The sequence below is a fragment of the Rhizobium sp. NPDC090279 genome, assembly GCF_044769665.1.
In the GTDB taxonomy this organism is placed as follows: Bacteria; Pseudomonadota; Alphaproteobacteria; order Rhizobiales; family Rhizobiaceae; genus Rhizobium.
In genome coordinates, this window is record NZ_JBIVYI010000005.1 from 296,619 (window position 1) to 313,662 (window position 17,044).

Annotated in this window: 14 protein-coding genes; 8 read left to right on the forward strand and 6 right to left on the reverse strand. The window is 61.1% G+C overall.

The genetic code is table 11. The features are described from left to right. The first annotated feature begins 38 nt into the window (after positions 1-38). On the forward strand, positions 39-941 hold the full coding sequence (locus tag ACIQWP_RS14685; RefSeq protein WP_402788341.1) for a LysR family transcriptional regulator: 903 nt from the start codon (positions 39-41) through the stop codon (positions 939-941). Positions 942-1,050: 109 nt separating this feature from the next. Here the strand turns inward: ACIQWP_RS14685 and ACIQWP_RS14690 are convergent, their stop codons facing one another. Both ACIQWP_RS14690 and ACIQWP_RS14695 read right to left on the reverse strand, forming a co-directional pair. Beyond that, positions 1,051-1,644, reverse strand: a complete 594-nt coding sequence (locus ACIQWP_RS14690) for a glutathione S-transferase (RefSeq protein WP_402788343.1) — start codon at positions 1,642-1,644, stop codon at positions 1,051-1,053. A gap of 32 nt (positions 1,645-1,676) precedes the next feature. Continuing rightward, positions 1,677-2,528: a 23S rRNA (adenine(2030)-N(6))-methyltransferase RlmJ gene (locus ACIQWP_RS14695; RefSeq protein WP_402788345.1), complete on the reverse strand. Its 852-nt coding sequence runs from the start codon at positions 2,526-2,528 to the stop codon at positions 1,677-1,679. An 81-nt stretch (positions 2,529-2,609) separates the two neighbouring features. Between ACIQWP_RS14695 and ACIQWP_RS14700 the strand changes: the two genes are divergently transcribed. The 3 genes from ACIQWP_RS14700 to ACIQWP_RS14710 all read left to right on the forward strand — a co-directional run bounded on the left by ACIQWP_RS14700 (position 2,610) and on the right by ACIQWP_RS14710 (position 6,641). Continuing rightward, a complete protein-coding gene (locus ACIQWP_RS14700) occupies positions 2,610-4,733 on the forward strand; it encodes a molybdopterin-dependent oxidoreductase (RefSeq protein ID WP_402788347.1) in 2,124 nt (707 codons plus the stop codon). After that, positions 4,730-5,323: an NUDIX domain-containing protein gene (locus ACIQWP_RS14705; RefSeq protein ID WP_402788349.1), complete on the forward strand. Its 594-nt coding sequence runs from the start codon at positions 4,730-4,732 to the stop codon at positions 5,321-5,323. Before ACIQWP_RS14700 ends, ACIQWP_RS14705 begins: the two co-directional genes overlap by 4 nt. A gap of 148 nt (positions 5,324-5,471) precedes the next feature. Further along, positions 5,472-6,641 (forward strand): alpha-D-ribose 1-methylphosphonate 5-triphosphate diphosphatase, encoded by a 1,170-nt coding sequence (locus tag ACIQWP_RS14710; RefSeq protein WP_402788351.1) that lies wholly within the window; start codon positions 5,472-5,474, stop codon positions 6,639-6,641. 3 nt (positions 6,642-6,644) lie between these two features. On the opposite strand, the gene purN is transcribed toward ACIQWP_RS14710, so the two are convergent. Both purN and purM read right to left on the reverse strand, forming a co-directional pair. Next, positions 6,645-7,316, reverse strand: coding sequence for a phosphoribosylglycinamide formyltransferase (purN, locus tag ACIQWP_RS14715; protein ID WP_402788353.1), 672 nt, complete (start codon positions 7,314-7,316; stop codon positions 6,645-6,647). Further along, positions 7,313-8,386, reverse strand: a complete 1,074-nt coding sequence (purM, locus tag ACIQWP_RS14720; RefSeq protein WP_402788355.1) for a phosphoribosylformylglycinamidine cyclo-ligase — start codon at positions 8,384-8,386, stop codon at positions 7,313-7,315. The genes purN and purM overlap by 4 nt, the downstream gene beginning before the upstream one ends. 221 nt (positions 8,387-8,607) lie before the next feature. Between purM and ACIQWP_RS14725 the strand changes: the two genes are divergently transcribed. The 4 genes from ACIQWP_RS14725 to ppx all read left to right on the forward strand — a co-directional run bounded on the left by ACIQWP_RS14725 (position 8,608) and on the right by ppx (position 14,266). Next, on the forward strand, positions 8,608-9,738 hold the full coding sequence (locus ACIQWP_RS14725; protein WP_402788357.1) for an AI-2E family transporter: 1,131 nt from the start codon (positions 8,608-8,610) through the stop codon (positions 9,736-9,738). Between the two features lie 2 nt (positions 9,739-9,740). Next, complete coding sequence (hdaA, locus tag ACIQWP_RS14730; RefSeq protein WP_402788359.1) at positions 9,741-10,454, forward strand: DnaA regulatory inactivator HdaA; 714 nt, start codon at positions 9,741-9,743, stop codon at positions 10,452-10,454. 74 nt (positions 10,455-10,528) lie between these two features. Beyond that, positions 10,529-12,730, forward strand: coding sequence for an RNA degradosome polyphosphate kinase (locus ACIQWP_RS14735; RefSeq protein WP_402788361.1), 2,202 nt, complete (start codon positions 10,529-10,531; stop codon positions 12,728-12,730). 12 nt (positions 12,731-12,742) lie between these two features. Further along, a complete protein-coding gene (ppx, locus tag ACIQWP_RS14740) occupies positions 12,743-14,266 on the forward strand; it encodes an exopolyphosphatase (RefSeq protein ID WP_402788363.1) in 1,524 nt (507 codons plus the stop codon). A 70-nt stretch (positions 14,267-14,336) separates the two neighbouring features. Here the strand turns inward: ppx and ACIQWP_RS14745 are convergent, their stop codons facing one another. Next, entirely contained in the window at positions 14,337-15,695 is a 1,359-nt protein-coding gene (locus ACIQWP_RS14745) for an esterase-like activity of phytase family protein (protein ID WP_402788365.1), read from the reverse strand. A 163-nt stretch (positions 15,696-15,858) separates the two neighbouring features. Continuing rightward, on the reverse strand, positions 15,859-16,911 hold the full coding sequence (locus ACIQWP_RS14750; RefSeq protein WP_402788367.1) for an adenylate/guanylate cyclase domain-containing protein: 1,053 nt from the start codon (positions 16,909-16,911) through the stop codon (positions 15,859-15,861). Positions 16,912-17,044: the final 133 nt, after the last annotated feature.

The following is a 17,044-nucleotide window of genomic DNA, read 5'->3' on the forward strand; positions in this document are numbered from 1 at the left end:
TACCTTATTCTCCATGAAGTATTGAGAAAATCTCATCAATGCGACGCATCCGTTCCACCGATCTGGCGATCTTCCTCGCGATTGCCCAACACCGCAGCTTTCGTAGAGCCGCGGTGGAACTCGGCGTGACGGCTTCCGCGCTCAGCCATTCGTTGCGCGCAATCGAGGAGCGCTTGGACGTGCGGCTGATCAATCGCACCACCCGCGGCGTCGGGCTGACGGAGGCCGGCGAGCGCCTGTTCAACCGCATCCGGCCGGCATTCCTCGATATCGACGATGCGCTCGAAGATCTCGATAAATTCCGTGGCCAGCCTTACGGCAAGCTGCGCATCAACGCCCCGCGTCCGGCCGCAAAGATGGTGCTGCTGCCGATCGTGTCACGGTTCTTGAGGGCTTATCCGGCCGTCGAAATCGAGATCGTGGTAGACGATGCGCTCGTGGACACGGTCTCCGGCGGCTTCGACGCCGGCATAAGGTTCGGCGAAAGCATTGCTGCCGACATGATCGCCATTCCCATTGGCCCTCGCCAGCGGACGGCGATCGTCGGCTCGCCCGAACATTTCCAGCGCTTCCCCAAACCGGTCACGCCGCACGACCTGAAGGATCACCCTTGCATCCGTTACCGTTTCGCGAGCGGCACCTATTATCGCTGGGAGTTCGAACGCGGGGGTATCGAGCTGGAGATCGAGGTAGAGGGGCCACTGACGCTTGGTGATCTCGACATCATGCTCGATGCCGCCGTCAACGGTTCCGGTCTTGCTTTCTTGTTTGAGGATCACGCGCTGCCGGCCTTGAAGGATGGCCGGCTGATCCGGGTGCTGGAGGACTGGTGCCCGTATTATCCCGGCTTCTTTCTCTATTATCCGAGCCGCCGGCAATTGCCGACGGCCCTGCGCGCCTTTGTCGATTTCGTGAAGGCCGATGGTGTTCGCCAGGGCTAGAGCATTTCCAGGAAAAGTGCGCAGCGGTTTTCCGTCCGGAATGCGTAAAGAAACAAGAGGATAGAGCGTTTTCGCGATTCGAAGAAAAGCGGAAATTCTCTAGGCAGAGTCAGCTCTGCGGCTTCATCGCCGGATAGTCGGGAAAATGCTTCTCGAACTTTCGGGCCCAATCGATCAGCCCGGCATGATCGGCTTCCCATTGCCCTTCGAAGCGCAGTTGCAGATAGCCGACGAGGGCGGCCAGTGCGAAATGGCCGGCATGCAGCTTCTTGCCGATCTTCGGCGGCTCCGCATCGAGATGGGTGAGGGCGCGGCTGGCCTTCGTCCACTGCCGGTCGATCCACGGCTGATACTGCTTTTCAATCTCGCGAAAACGACGCTCGTAGACGATCGACAGCAGGCACTCGTTGGTGCCGTCGATCAGCGCTTCCAGAACTTCGATTTCGGTGCGCTTGCCCTTCTTCGAAGGATAGAGCCCACCCTCGCGCCGGTCGAAATAGTGCATGATGGCGCGGCTATCGAAAATGGCTTCGCCGTCGCCGGTCAGCAATGTCGGAATCTTGCCGAGCGGATTGTTGTCGATGAGAAGCGTCGGCCCGGCATTCGTGTCGACATGGATTTCCTCGAGCTTGATGCCGAGATGGCGCGCCGCCATACGAACCTTGCTGGAAAATGGCGAGGTGGACGAGCAAAGAAGTCTCATGAAATCACCTATGGGTATGTGCGGGATGAAATCTAGTGTTCGCCGCGCAGCCAGAAGGCGCGCTGCGAGGCGAAACGGTCTTGTGCCAGCAGATCCTTCAGTGCCGGCAGCAACGCATGCAGCTCGTCCTTTAGCGTGAAGGGCGGGTTGACGATGATCAGGCCGGAACCGGTCAAGCCCGTAAAGCCGCGATCGCTTTTGATCGTCAACTCCGCGCAGAGCGTCTTCGGGATTTCAAGCGCCTGCAATGCCTCGTGAAACTGCTTGATCGGCGCGTCCTTCTTGATCGGATACCAGAGGCAATAGGTACCGCCCGGAAAACGACGCCAGGCCTTCGCAAGGCCATCGATCAGCCGCTCATATTCGCCTTCCTCTTCGAAAGGCGGGTCGACGAGCACGATGCCGCGCTTTTCCTTCGGCGGCAGATGCGCGCCGAGCGCCAGCCAGCCGTCGAGTTCGGTAATGCGCGCGTGGTGATCGCCCTCGAACAGCCGGTGCAGCCGCTGGAAATCATCCGGATGCAGTTCCATCGCCGAAAGCCGGTCCTGCGGGCGAAACAACATGCGCGCAAGCTTCGGCGAGCCGGGATAGAGCCTGAGACCGCCTTCGGGATTCAGTTCGCGGACGGCGGTAAGATAGGGCTCTAGCAGATCGGCCAGCTGAGGCACGAGTTCCGCCTCCAGCAGCCGGCCGATTCCGTCTTGCCATTCGCCGGTTTTCTGCGCTTCTTCCGAGGAGAGGTCGTAGAGCCCGATGCCGGCATGGGTATCGAGGACGCGGAACGCCTTGTCCTTGTTCTGCATGTAGCGCACGAGACGCGCGAGGACAGCATGTTTCAAGACATCGGCAAAATTGCCCGCGTGGTAGATATGCCGATAGTTCATTGTCGGTGAAGTCCGCATGAATTGTTGAGATGGGCCGGATTATCCCTAGTGGCCGGTCACCGCTTGAAATATAGAAATATCATGAACATTGCGACCCCTATTCAAGCCAAGCCCCGCATTGGTCACACGGCCTGTCCGCACGACTGTCCCTCCACCTGCGCGCTGGAGGTCGATCTGACCGAGGACGGCAGGGTCGGCCGGGTTCGCGGCGCCAACGACCATTCCTATACCTCGGGCGTTATCTGCGCCAAGGTCGCGCGCTACGCCGAACGCCTTTATCACCCCGATCGTCTGATGAAGCCTCTGCGCCGCGCCGCTGCCAAGGGCGAGGGGCGCTGGCAGGAGCTTTCCTGGGACGACGCGCTGGACGAGATCGCCGAAGCCTTCGTCAAGGCCGAGGCCAGGGACGGCAGCGAGGCGATCTGGCCTTATTTCTATGCTGGCACCATGGGCTGGGTGCAGCGCGATTCCATCGAGCGCCTCCGCCATGCCAAGCGCTATTCCGGCTTCTTCTCGTCGATCTGCACCAATCCCGCCTGGACGGGATATACGATGGCGACGGGCGTGCTGCGCGGTCCCGATCCGCGCGAGATGGGCCGCACGGACTGCGTCGTCATTTGGGGTACGAATGCTGTCGCGACCCAGGTCAACGTCATGACCCACGCGATCAAGTCCCGCAAGGAACGCGGCGCCAAGATCGTCGTCGTCGATATCTATGACAACCCGACGATGAAACAGGCCGACCTGGCCCTGATCGTCAAGCCGGGCACGGATGCCGCCCTTGCCTGCGCCGTCATGCACATCGCCTTCCGAGACGGCTATGCCGACCGCGCCTATATGGCTCGATATGCCGACGATCCGTCGGGCCTCGAGGCGCATCTGAAATCGAAGACGCCGGCATGGGCCGCAGGCATCACCGGCCTTTCGGTGGACGAGATCGAAGCCTTCGCCAAGCTCGTGGGAGCGACGAAAAAGACTTACTTCCGCCTCGGCTACGGCTTTACGCGCCAGCGCAACGGCGCGATTGCCATGCACGCGGCCGCGTCGATCGCCACCGTTCTCGGCTCCTGGCAGTATGAAGGCGGCGGCGCCTTTCATTCGAACAGCGATATTTTCCGCATGGATGCGAGCGAACTGACCGGCCGCGCCATGAAGGATCTCGATGTCCGCATGATCGACCAGTCGCAGATCGGCCGCGCCTTGACCGGCGATGCCGTGGCGCTGCGTCATCGCGGCCCGGTCACGGCCATGCTGATCCAGAATACCAATCCGATGAATATCGCGCCGGAGCAGCGGCTGGTGAAGCGCGGTTTCGCCCGGAGCGACCTCTTCGTTGCCGTCCATGAGCAGTTCATGACCGATACGGCCGACATGGCCGATATCGTCATCCCCGCCACCATGTTCGTCGAACATGACGACATCTACCGCGCCGGCGGCCAGAACCATATTCTCCTCGGCCCGAAACTTGTCGAGCCGCCGCCGACCGTGCGCAGCAATCTCTTCGTCATCGAGGAGCTCGCCAAGCGCCTCGGCGTGGCGGATCGTCCCGGCTTCGGCTTCTCGGCCCGCGAGATGATTGACCGGGTTCTGTCGAAGAGCGGCCTGCCGGATTACGATTATTTCCTCGAACACAAATGGTTCGACCGTCAGCCGGATTTTGACGATGCCCATTTCATCAATGGCTTCGCCCATCCTGACGGCAGGTTCCGTTTCCGCCCGGATTGGGTCAACCAGCCGGCACCGAACCGCCCACCCGCAGCGGTCGGTCTGCTCGGTCCCCATGTCGAGCTGCCGGAGTTTCCGGATCAGGTCGATGTCATCGAGGTGGCCGATCCCGAACATCCGTTCCGGCTTGCGACCTCGCCATCGCGCAATTTCCTGAATTCGAGCTTCGCCGAGACCAAGACGTCGAGGCAGAAGGAAGGTCGTCCCGAAGTGATGATCAGTCCGGCCGATGCCGAGGCGCTCGAGATTATCAATGGCGAGCTGGTTTGTATCGGCAATATGAGAGGCGATATCCGCCTTCATGCGCGCGTGACGACCGAAGTGAAGCCGGGCGTGTTGATCGCCGAAGGTCTGTGGCCGAACAAGGCCCATGTCGATGGCGAGGGTATCAACGTGCTCACCGGCGCCGATCCCGTCGCACCCTATGGCGGCGCGGCTGTTCATGACAACAAGGTATGGCTCCGCAGGGATGTGGCATGAATAAATTCGAAGAGGCGAAAGCCGAAATCGTCAGCGAAAAGACGCTGGCGGATCAATGGACGCGGCTAAGCAGCTTCGATCTCGATTACACGGATTCGCGCGGCGAAAAGCATCGGCTGAAGCGTGAGATCTATCACCGCACGCCGGCTGCGTGCATCCTGCTTTATGATCCCGCGCGTGAAACGGTGGTGCTTGTTCGGCAGTACCGTCTGCCGGCCCAGCTGGTCGGCGAGCCGGCCTGGATGATCGAAGCGCCCGCCGGCCTGCTCGATGGCGACGATCCGGAAGCAGCCATCCGCCGCGAGGCCATGGAGGAAACCGGCTTCCGTGTACGTGACGTCCGCTTCCTCTTCAAGGCGATGACGTCTCCCGGCTCCTCGACCGAGGTCATCCATTTCTTCGCCGCCGTGATCGATACATCCGACCGCGTTGCAGATGGTGGTGGGCTTGCCGAGGAGCATGAGGATATCGAGGTTCTGGAGGTTCGGCTGTCTGATGCGATGGCGATGATCGGCGATGGTGATATCTACGACGCTAAGACGATCATGCTGCTGCAATGGGCAAGCTTGAATGTCGCCAGCCTGAAGTAGACCGCTGCATGGGCGGGAGCTTTGTTGAAACTCTGCTTCCCCATTCATCACAATGTCACGAATCGAGCTTACCGGGGCGTGCTGGCCGGAAACATTCGAATGTTTCCGAGCCTCCTTCGATCATGGACGCTGTTTCAGGAGAAAGCCGATGTGGCTCAGCAATTTCACGCTCGTTCTTCCCAATGAAGTCGTCGAGAGCGGCGCAGTGCGCATCGAGGACGGCGTGATTGCCGAAATCCGCTCCGAGCCGGTGGAGCAGCCAACCTTCGATGGTGGCGGCCGTTTGCTGATGCCGGGTTTTGTCGATCTGCACTGCGACATGGTGGAGCGCGAGATCGCGCCGCGGCCGAATGCGATGATGCCGATCGATTTCGGCATTCACGAGCTGGACAAGAAGTTGGCGGCGGCCGGCGTCACCACGGCCTTCGCCGCGCTCTCCTTTGCGACCGAAAGCGTCTACGGTCACGTCCGCTCGCTCGAAACCACCTCGGCAGTCATACGCGGCATCGGCAGCCTGCGCGACGAGCTTCTGATCGACCATCGTGTCCATGCGCGCTACGAAATCACCAATCTGGGCGCAGCGCCGACCTTGGAGCGGCTGCTGGAAGAAGGCTCCGTCGACATGGTTTCGCTCACCGACCATACGCCGGGGCAGGGCCAGTACAACGACATCGAAAGCTATATCCGCAGCATGTCCGAGCGCCGCTCCATGTCGCGCGAGGCTGCCGAGGAAGTGGTGGCAAAGCGCATCGCGCAGCGCCAGGACCCAGAGATCGAGCGCAAGCTGCATGACGTGGTCGGGCTGTCGCTGAAGCACAAGCTCTCGCTGGCATCGCATGATGACGACAGCGCCGAGAAGGTGGTTGCGATGCACGATCTCGGCGTGACGATCAGCGAGTTTCCGGTAACGCAGGCGGCCGCCGAAGAAGCCTGCCGCCGTGGTCTCTGGACGCTGATGGGCGCACCAAACGCGCTGCGCGGCCAGTCGATGTCCGGCAATCTGAGCGCCCTGGATGCGGCCCGTGCCGGTCTGCTTGGCATCATCGCCGCAGATTACCACCCGGCTGCCTTCGTGCCTGCGATCTTCAAGATTGCAGAGGTCGTTTCAGGCGGTCTGCCGGCAGCCGTTGCAACGGCAACCTCCAATGCCGCACGCTCGGCCGGTCTTACGGATCGCGGTGAAATCGCTGTCGGCCAGCTCGCCGATCTGGTTGCCGTCGAGCCGGGCTCGGTCCACCGCATCCGCGCAACCTTCCGCGGCGGCCGCATCGTCTATAGCGACGGCACGCTGCATCCATTGATGGCAATGGCTGCTTGAAGGTTAGCCTGCGTCACCAAGTAGTGACACGATCTGCCGCCCCGGGGCGGCAGATGTCTCGGCAGGACTGACGGCCTTGCCGCCTTCCATCCTGACTTTGCCTTCCGCGAGCAGCCGCAACGAACGCGGATAGATCTGATGCTCGACCGTGAGCACGCGGGCAGCAAGGCTGTCGGCGGTATCGTCGGTCAGGACAGGCACGGCCGCCTGGCCGACGACCGGGCCTTCGTCCATGCCTTCGGTGACGAAGTGCACGGTGCAGCCGGCTATGCGCATACCGGCGTCGATGGCGCGCTGATGCGTGTGCAGGCCGGGGAAAAGCGGCAGCAGCGAAGGATGGATATTGATGATCCGGCCTTCGTAAGCCTGGATGAAGCGGCCGGAAAGCAGCCGCATATAGCCTGCAAGGCAGATGATATCAGGCGAGAGAGCCTCCAGCTGCGAAAGGATCGCCTCTTCATGGGCTTCCTTGCTGGCAAACTCCTTGCGGACGAAGGCGAAGGTGGCGATGCCTTCTGCGGCAGCCTTTGCCAGTCCGCCGGCATCGGCCTTGTCGGAAATGACACCGACGATCTCCGCCGGGTAGTCGGCTGCCTTCGTGGCTTTCAGAAGAGCCAGCATGTTGGAGCCGCCGCCGGAGATGAAGACGACGACGCGTTTGCGCGGCGTGGTCATAGAGCGAGCGTGCCCTTATAGACGGTGCCGTGGGCGCCTTCTTCGCGCGCGATCATGCGGCCAAGCGTAACGACAGCTTCGCCCTCGGCCTCGAGCGCGGCCTTCACAGCCTCGACGTTTTCTTGAGCAACGACCACGATCATGCCGATGCCGCAGTTGAAGGTGCGCAGCATTTCCTTGGCCTCGACGCCACCCGTCTTGGCAAGCCATGAGAAGACCGGCGGCACCTTGACGGCGGCAAGATCGATTTCGGCGGCCAGATGCTTCGGCAGCACGCGCGGAATATTTTCGGGAAAACCGCCGCCGGTGATGTGGGCGAGTGCCTTCAGCGCATGGGTCTCGCGGATCGCCTTGAGCAGCGGCTTCACATAGATGCGCGTCGGCGTCAGCAGCGCTTCGCCGAGTGCCTTGCCTTCAGCGAAGGGAGCCGGTGCATCCCAACCGAGGCCGGAAAGCTCGACGATCTTGCGCACCAGCGAAAAGCCGTTGGAATGGACGCCTGACGAGGCGAGGCCGAGAATGATGTCGCCTTCGGCAATGTCACCCGAGGGCAAAAGCTGTCCGCGCTCGGCGGCGCCGACGGCAAAGCCCGCCAGATCGTAGTCGCCATGGGAATACATGCCGGGCATCTCAGCTGTCTCGCCGCCGATCAGCGCACAGCCTGCCTCGCGGCAGCCGGCTGCAATGCCGCCAACGATAGCAGCGCCCTGGTCGGGATCGAGTTTGCCGGTGGCGAAGTAATCGAGGAAGAACAGCGGCTCGGCGCCCTGGACGACCAGATCGTTGACGCACATGGCAACGAGGTCGATGCCCACGGTGTCGTGATAGTTGGCGTCGATGGCGATCTTCAGCTTGGTGCCGACACCGTCATTGGCGGCGACCAGCACCGGATCGGTGAAGCCCGCGGCCTTGAGGTCGAACAGGCCACCGAAGCCGCCGATCTCGCCGTCGGCGCCAGGCCGGCGCGTCGAACGGACGGCAGGCTTGATCTTTTCGACCAGCAGGTTGCCGGCGTCGATATCGACACCCGCGTCGCTATAGGTCAGACCGTTTTTTCCAGACTGGCTCATGCTTCCGCCTCCGATGGCCGCCCGTCCATAATGACAGGGCTTTGATCGGGTCGCCATTGCATGATAGGGGCGTTTATGCAAGGCGTAAGCGCCGCACCCCCTCGATTTTCCCCGCTTCCCATTGCTTGAGGGAGATTTCCGACCTCAGGCTTGACCATAATTGCGGCATCATCCTATGTCCTAAGCACACGGCAAACGGGCTGGGAGCAACGGGGAAGACGATGGAGCAGAAGGTCAGCGGGGCGAGCCTCAAGCGTCAAGTCACCTTCTGGGTGATCGTGCTCGTTGCTTTCGTCGCCTTTGTTTACATCTTCAGCACGATCCTGCTGCCGTTCATCGCCGGCATGGCGGTCGCCTACTTCCTTGATCCGGTCGCCGATCGGCTGGAGCGCATCGGCCTCAGCCGCCTGATGGCGACGGTCGTGATCCTGGTCTCCTTCGTGCTGGTCTTCGCGCTGGCGCTGACGATCGTCATCCCGATCATCATCAACCAGTTCAACGATTTCATTCAGCACATACCGACCTATGTGCAGCAGGCGCAGCAACTGGTCGCCAAGGCGCAGACGATGGTCCTGCCGGACTGGATTCGCAACCAGCTCGGTGCCATCAAGGACAATTTCTCCAGCATCATGTCCGATGGCTTGAGCTTCGTCGGCGGTCTTTTCGCGCAGCTCTGGAGTTCCGGCAAGGCGCTGGTCAACATCATCTCGCTGATGGTCGTGACGCCGGTCGTTGCCTTCTACATCCTGCTCGACTGGGATCGCATGATCGCCAAGGTGGATGACTGGATACCGCGCGATCATGTCGCCACGGTCCGTCAGATCGCCCGCGAGATCGATCAGGCGATCGCCGGCTTCATCCGGGGGCAGGGCTCGCTATGCATCATCCTCGGCGTCTATTACGGTGTCGGACTGTCGCTGGTCGGCCTGAACTTCGGCCTCCTGATCGGCCTATTTGCCGGCATGATCAGCTTCATTCCCTATGTCGGTTCGCTGGTCGGCCTCATCCTGGCGGTCGGCGTTGCGCTGGTTCAGTTCTGGCCCGACTATCTCTGGGTTGGCCTGACGCTCGCCGTCTTCTTCACCGGCCAGTTCCTCGAAGGCAATGTGCTGCAGCCGAAGCTCGTCGGCGAAAGCGTCGGCCTGCATCCGGTCTGGCTGATGTTCGCTCTTTTTGCCTTCGGCGCGCTCTTCGGCTTTGTGGGGCTGCTGATTGCGGTTCCGGCGGCCGCCGCCTGCGGCGTCCTTGTCCGCTTCGCCCTTTCGCGCTACCTTCAGAGCGATCTCTATTATGGACGCTCGGAAGCCAGCAAGGCGCGCAGAGCCAAGGCCGGCAAGCCCGAGAATAGCTAGACATGACCGACGCAAAGAACGCTGATCTCAGGCGCAAGGCCGCCGAACAGCTGCCCTTGGCCTTTACGCACGATCCTGCAAACGGGCGTGACGACCTGCTCGTCGCCGATCCCTTGAGTGCGGCGGTGAAGATCGTCGACTCCTGGCCGAATTGGCCGTCGCCCGTCGTTATTCTCGCCGGTCCCATCGGTTCGGGCAAATCGCATCTCGCCAGCATCTGGAGCGAGCGGTGCGGCGCCGTCCACATTCATCCGGTGGCTGGCTCCGATGCTGCGGTGGCCGCAGCGAGCGGTCCGGTCGTCTTCGAGGATGTGGATCGCCTCGGCTTTGACGATACCGAGCTCTTCCACGTCATCAACAGCGTTCGCGAAAACGGCAATAGCCTGTTGATGACAAGCCGGCTCTGGCCGATGTCCTGGCCGGTGACGCTGCCCGACCTGCGCTCGCGCCTGAAGGCGGCAACGGTGGTCGAGATCGGCGAGCCGGACGAGGAATTGCTGTCGCAGGTCATCGTCAAGCTCTTTGCCGACCGCCAGCTTTATATCGATGACAAACTCGTCCTTTATATCGTCAATCGCATGGAGCGTTCCCTGAACGCAGCGCAGCTGATCGTCGACCGGCTGGACCGGCTGGCCCTTGCGCGAGGGACAAGGATCACGCGCCTGTTGGCCGCTGAAGTCTTGAATGAGCTGGGCAGTCCCGGCCAGCCGGATTGAGCTGGTGCCAACTGTCACAGTTCCGTCGTCAAACTGATATACGTGGCACAAGATTAGAAGAGGGTAGGTGGAACATGGACTCGGCACTCACGGAACAGCAGGATGCCAACCCGCAGGCCCCGGAGGCAGCACCTCCCGTCAGCGACTTGCTGACCAGTCCCGAGCGCTTCATCAACCGGGAATTTTCGTGGCTGCAGTTCAATCGCCGCGTCCTCGAGGAGACGTTGAACACGGCGCATCCATTGCTGGAGCGGGTCCGTTTCCTCTCTATTTCCGCCGCTAACCTCGATGAATTCTTCATGGTGCGCGTCGCCGGTCTCGAAGGCCAGGTCCGCCAGAAGATCCTCGTGCGCACGCCCGATGGAAAGACGCCGGCCGAGCAGCTCGACGATATCCTGCGCGAGATCGACAATCTGCAGATGGAGCAGCAGGCCTCGCTTGCCGTCCTGCAGCAGTATCTTGCCAAGGAAGATATTCTGATCGTCCGCCCGGCCGCCCTTTCCGACATGGATCGGCAGTGGCTGCACACTGAATTCGAACAGGCGATCTTCCCGGTTCTGACGCCGTTGTCCATCGATCCGGCCCATCCGTTCCCGTTCATCCCCAACCTCGGCTTCTCGATCGCGCTGCAGCTGAAGAGCATGAACGGCCGCGAGCCGATGACGGCGTTGCTGCGACTGCCGCCGGCGCTCGATCGCTTCGTCCGTCTGCCTGATGCGAGCAACGTCATCCGCTACATCACGCTTGAAGACGTGGTGAACATCTTCATCCACCGGCTCTATCCGGGCTACGAGGTGCAGGGTTCGGGTACGTTCCGCCTGATCCGTGACAGCGATATCGAAGTCGAGGAAGAGGCCGAAGATCTGGTGCGCTTCTTCGAAACAGCGCTGAAGCGCCGCCGCCGCGGCTCGGTGATCCGCATCGAGACCGACTCCGAAATGCCGCTTGAGCTTCGTCAGTTCGTGGTGGAATCGCTGAATGTGCCGGGAAACCGCATCGCGGTTCTGCCGGGCCTGCTGGCGCTCAACACGCTCTCCGAAATCTGCAAGGCACCGCGCGACGATCTTCGCTTCGAGCCCTACAATGCCCGATTTCCTGAGCGCGTCCGCGAACATGCCGGCGATTGCTTCGCCGCGATCCGCGAAAAGGACATGGTCGTCCACCACCCTTACGAATCCTTCGACGTGGTGGTCCAGTTCCTTCTCCAGGCTGCGCGCGATCCTGACGTTCTGGCGATAAAGCAGACGCTCTATCGTACCTCGAACGACAGTCCGATTGTGCGCGCGCTGATCGACGCGGCCGACCTCGGCAAGTCGGTCACGGCTCTGGTGGAGCTGAAAGCCCGCTTCGACGAAGAGGCAAACATCCGCTGGGCGCGCGATCTGGAGCGCGCCGGCGTGCAGGTCGTCTTTGGCTTCATCGAACTGAAGACCCATGCGAAGATGTCGATGGTCGTGCGTCGCGAGGATGGCAAGCTGCGCACCTATTGCCATCTCGGCACCGGCAACTACCATCCGGTCACCGCCAAGATCTATACCGACCTCTCATACTTCACCTGCGATCCGGCGATCGCCCATGACATGGCGAACATCTTCAACTTCATCACCGGTTACGGCGAGCCGGAGCACGGCATGAAGATCGCGGTTTCGCCCTATACGCTGCGTTCCCGCATCCTCCAGCACATCGAAGGTGAAATCGAGCACGCAAAGAATGGCCGCCCGGCGGCGATCTGGATGAAGATGAATTCGCTCGTCGATCCGGATATTATCGATGCGCTCTATCGCGCCAGCAATGCCGGCGTCGAGATCGATCTGGTCGTGCGTGGCATCTGCTGCCTTCGCCCGCAGATCCCTGGTCTTTCGGAAAAGATTCGCGTCAAGTCGATCGTCGGCCGCTTCCTTGAGCATAGCCGCATCTTCTGCTTCGGCGATGGTCATGGCCTGCCGTCGGACAAGGCGCTCGTCTATATCGGTTCGGCCGACATGATGCCGAGAAATCTCGACCGCCGCGTAGAAACCCTTGTGCCGCTCACCAACAAGACCGTGCATGAGCAGGTGCTTTCACAGATCATGCTGGGCAATATCATTGACAATCAGCAAAGCTACGAGATATTGCCGGACGGAACCTCGCGGCGCGTGGAAGTGCGCAAGGGAGAAGAGCCATTCAATGCGCAGCAGTATTTCATGACCAATCCCAGCCTGTCGGGGCGCGGTGAAGCCTTGAAATCCAGCGCGCCGAAACTGATCGCTGGGCTGCTGTCGGGCCGCAACACATAAAATTGGACCTGCATGGTTGAATCAGAAGCCCAGGGACGCCTTCCGGGTATTGCCCCTGTCTCCGTTGTCGATATCGGGTCGAATTCGGTCCGTCTCGTCGTCTATGAAGGCCATTCGCGGTCTCCGACCATTCTTTTCAACGAGAAAGTGCTGTGCGGCCTCGGCCGAGGCATAGCGCTGACCGGAAAGATGGATGAGGAAAGCGTAGCGCGGGCTCTTGCCGCGCTGCATCGCTTCAAGGCGTTGTCCGATCAGGCGCGCGCCTCGACGATCTATGTCCTGGCGACGGCTGCGGCGCGTGAAGCCAGCAACGGTCCGCACTTCATTCATCAGGCAGAGGCCATCCTCCAGCGCAAGGTGCGCGTACTCTCGGGTGAGGAGGAGGCACGCTTTTCGGCGCTCGGCATCGTCAGCGGTTTCTTCCATCCCGATGGCATTGCCGGCGATCTCGGCGGCGGCTCGCTGGAACTGATCGACATCAAGGACCGTGACATCGGCAAGGGCATCACGCTGCCGCTCGGCGGCCTGCGCTTGTCGGAATATGCCGGCGGCTCGATCGAGAAGGCGCGCAGCTTTGCGCGCAAGCACGTCAAGACCGCCAAGCTCCTAAGCAAGGGCGAGGGGCGCACCTTCTATGCCGTCGGCGGCACATGGCGAAACATCGCCAAGCTGCACATGGAGATCCGCAAATATCCGCTGCACATGATGCAGGGCTACGAAGTGCCGCTCGACGAGATGATCCGCTTCCTGGATCAGATCGTCGAATCGAAGGATTCGAAGGACCCGGCGCTGCAGGCGGTTTCCAAGCACCGCCGTTCGCTGCTGCCCTTCGGCGCGGTTGCCATGCGCGAGGTGCTGGCGGCCATGAAGCCGTCCGTCATCTCGTTTTCCGCACAGGGCGTGCGCGAAGGCTATCTCTATTCGCTGCTGACCGAGGCCGAGCGCAACAGCGATCCGCTGCTGGTGGCGGCCGGCGAGCTTGCCATTCTGCGTGCCCGTTCGCCGGAACATGCCCGCGAGTTGGCGGAATGGACGGGGCGGATGATGCCGTTCTTCGGCATCACCGAGACCGATGAGGAGAGCCGCTATCGCCAAGCAGCCTGTCTGCTTGCCGACATCAGCTGGCGTGCGCATCCGGATTATCGCGGCCTGCAGGCCTTGAACATCATCGCCCACACATCCTTTGTCGGCATCACCCATGCCGGCCGTGCCTTTATCGCGCTTGCCAATTACTACCGCTTCGAGGGATTGAACGACGACGGCGCGACCGAACCGCTCGCGACCATCGCGACGCCGCTCTATATCGAGCGCGCCAAGCTGCTCGGTGGTCTGCTGCGCGTTGTCTATCTGTTTTCGGCGTCGATGCCCGGTATCGTCCGCAACCTGTCGTTCCGCCGCTCGACCAATCCGGATCTCGATCTCGAATTCGTCGTTCCCGCCGAGTATCACGATTTTGCCGGTGAGAGGCTGGACGGGCGCCTGCAACAGCTCGGCAAGCTCACAAACCGCCGGCTGGCCTTCTGCTTCGAAGAATAGGTCTTACTGCTTCGAACAGGCATGAAACCTCTCCCCGCCCGCGGTGCAGGGAGAGGCAGTTTCTTGCAACTTACTTCGCGTTCAGGAAATCGCCGACCTCAAGCAGGCTGAATTCGTTGTCATCGGCCTTGTTGACGGCGCGGCCTGCGGAGAAGGGCAGGTTGTTGTCGTTGCCGATGATGATATGCGTGGCATCGACGTGATCGACATTCTCGATGGTGACGAACGGCATGTCGTAGAAGCCTTCACCGCCGCCCTGGCGACGCTTGTGGTCGGGGTCTTCGATGCGCATGAGGTCGATGTAGCCGATCTTGCGAACGGACTTGCCGACATTGGCGTCGCTGAACTCGATCTTGTAGACGCGCTTCAGCTCGGCAGGAGCCTCGAAGCAATCCGGCTTCGGCTGCTTCGGATCGGCGCAAGCCTTGTCCTTCGTGCCGGCGCCGTTGTCGCGTTCGATGACCAGGGCGGTCTTCTCGTCGAGCATGTTGAAATCGCCGATCGAGGCGCCCTTGTCCGCGAAGGGATAAAGCCAGCTGCGGCCGGTCCAGCCCTTGGAGGCGATGTCGAATTCGATGACGCGGATGGCCGTCTTGCCGTCGACGTTCTCTACCTGGCCGTCTTCCTTGTAAATCGGACCTTCCAGCAGGCCGTAGAGCTTGGAGCCGTCCTTCGACATGGCAAGACCTTCGAAGCCACCTGAGCGCTTCAGGTTGAAGGCCGGCATCTTCTGCGTGGGGTTGCCGGGCAGCTGCAGCAGCGGATTGTCGGGCGACATCACGGGCTTGCCGTCGATCGTCGTCGCGAAAACGTCGGTCAGCTGGCCGTTCGTGTCGAACTTCAGCAGATAGGGACCGAATTCCTCACCGATCCAGAAGCCGTCGGCAACCGGCTGGATTGATTCGATATCGAAATCGGCGCCGGTCAGATAGCGCTTGTCGGCGCCTTCCATAACGATCGGGAAGGGAGCCTTCTTGTTCGGGTCGGACAGGAACAGGTTCCTGACGACCTCGACCTTGCCGCTGTTCCAGTCGAACTTCAGCTGATGCAGGAAGAGCATCGCATCGCTCGAATTCTGCTTGGAACCGAAGCCGTTGTCGGAGAGCGTCCAGAACGTGCCGTCGGGCATGGTCTTGATGCCGGAGAAGCCCTGGATCGGCTGGCCGGCGAAGGGCAGCTTCAGGTCGGTGACGCGGGCGCCATCCTTGCCCGGCACTGTGCCGATGGCTTCGGTGCGCTTGCGGTCCGGCGTCGTGAACTTGCCTGAAGTCTTCAGGAAGTCGGACGCATCGGCAGGGGCAGCTGCGATGGTGTTGGCCGGCAGGATGGCCTGTCCGACGAGCTTTGCCTTGAATTGCTGCTCGTCGGCCTGAGCCGATGCGGCAAGCAAAATGAAGAGCGCCGTGGAGGCGGAAAGAATTCGGATCATCATGTCACCTTGTTGGTGGGATTGGCGAAAACAATCCCGCTTAACAGGCGACCCATGTCCGCGAATTAACGCTTAGGTGAATATTTGGTGACTGTGGACAACCCATAGGCTGTGAAGCTCAGGCGTGCATCGATATCGAACCGCAGCTGAAGGTTTGTATTGCTTACGATCTACCGCCTATCGTTTTCAGAGCCTGCCGATCCTGCGTGTGGAGCGCGATGACACCGAGGGTCTGATCGCGGCCGCGAACGGCATGTTCGCCCAGCTCTTCCTTGATGACGCCTTCAGGCAGATCGAGCCGTCTGGCCAGGTCGCTGGAAATCAGCACCTGACGCTCCAGCGTCTTGCAGAGCGACTCCAGCCTTGCCGTCGTATTCACCGTGTCGCCGAAATAGGCAATCTTGTGATGATCGACGCCGATTTCGGCCGTCACGATGCCGCCGCCGTGCAGGGCTGCTCGAAGGCGCGGCACCCGGCCGTATAATTTCAGCCAGGTTTCGGCATTCGCTTCGATATCGTTGAGGATCGTGAAGACGCAGCGCACGCAATTGGCATTCTTGACGCCGCGACGAAGCGGCCAGGTGATGATGGCGGCATCGCCGATATAGTCGTCGATCGCGCCCTTGTGCCGACGCACGGGCTCCGCCATGGCGCCGAACACCGCACCGAGAAATTCCTGTGTTTCGAGGTCGCCATGTTCCTCTGCAAAGGCCGTGGAGCCAACGAGATCGATAAACAGGAAGACGCGCTCTTCCTGCACCGGATTGCGGTATCGGCCGGTCAGCAGGCTGATGAAGACATCACGGCCGAGCAGTTCCCGCACGCGGCCGATGAAGATGATGACGGCAGTCACGGCGACGGCATAGAGATAGACGTCCATCTTCAGCAGCGTGAGATCTTCCCACGAGCCGTCGACCAGACCCAGCAACTTCATCAGGCTGCCTGCCACGGCGTAGCCGACGCTCATCAAGAGGAAGTCGACGATAAGAGCCGAAAGGATGAAGGCCGGCGTCGGCAACCGGTGCATCCAGACGTTCAGCCGCGACAGGATCATCCGACGCTCGAAGACGAGCAGCGGCATGCCACAGAACAGGGCGAAGATTGCGCCGATATACATAGGCGCCTGCGGAAAAAATATCTCGCCGTAAATGACGCCGGTCGAGGCGACAAGCAACGACGTCAGAATCCAGTTCCGCATCGAATGGAGAATGCCCATTCACTTTTCCGCCGAGAGCGACGTCTGTCATCGACGCGGGATTGCGCCGGCAAACTGGAACGTCATCGAATAGAACGACTACATCAGACGTTCATTCCACGAGATTTGCGGCGCAATCGTGATGGCGACCGGC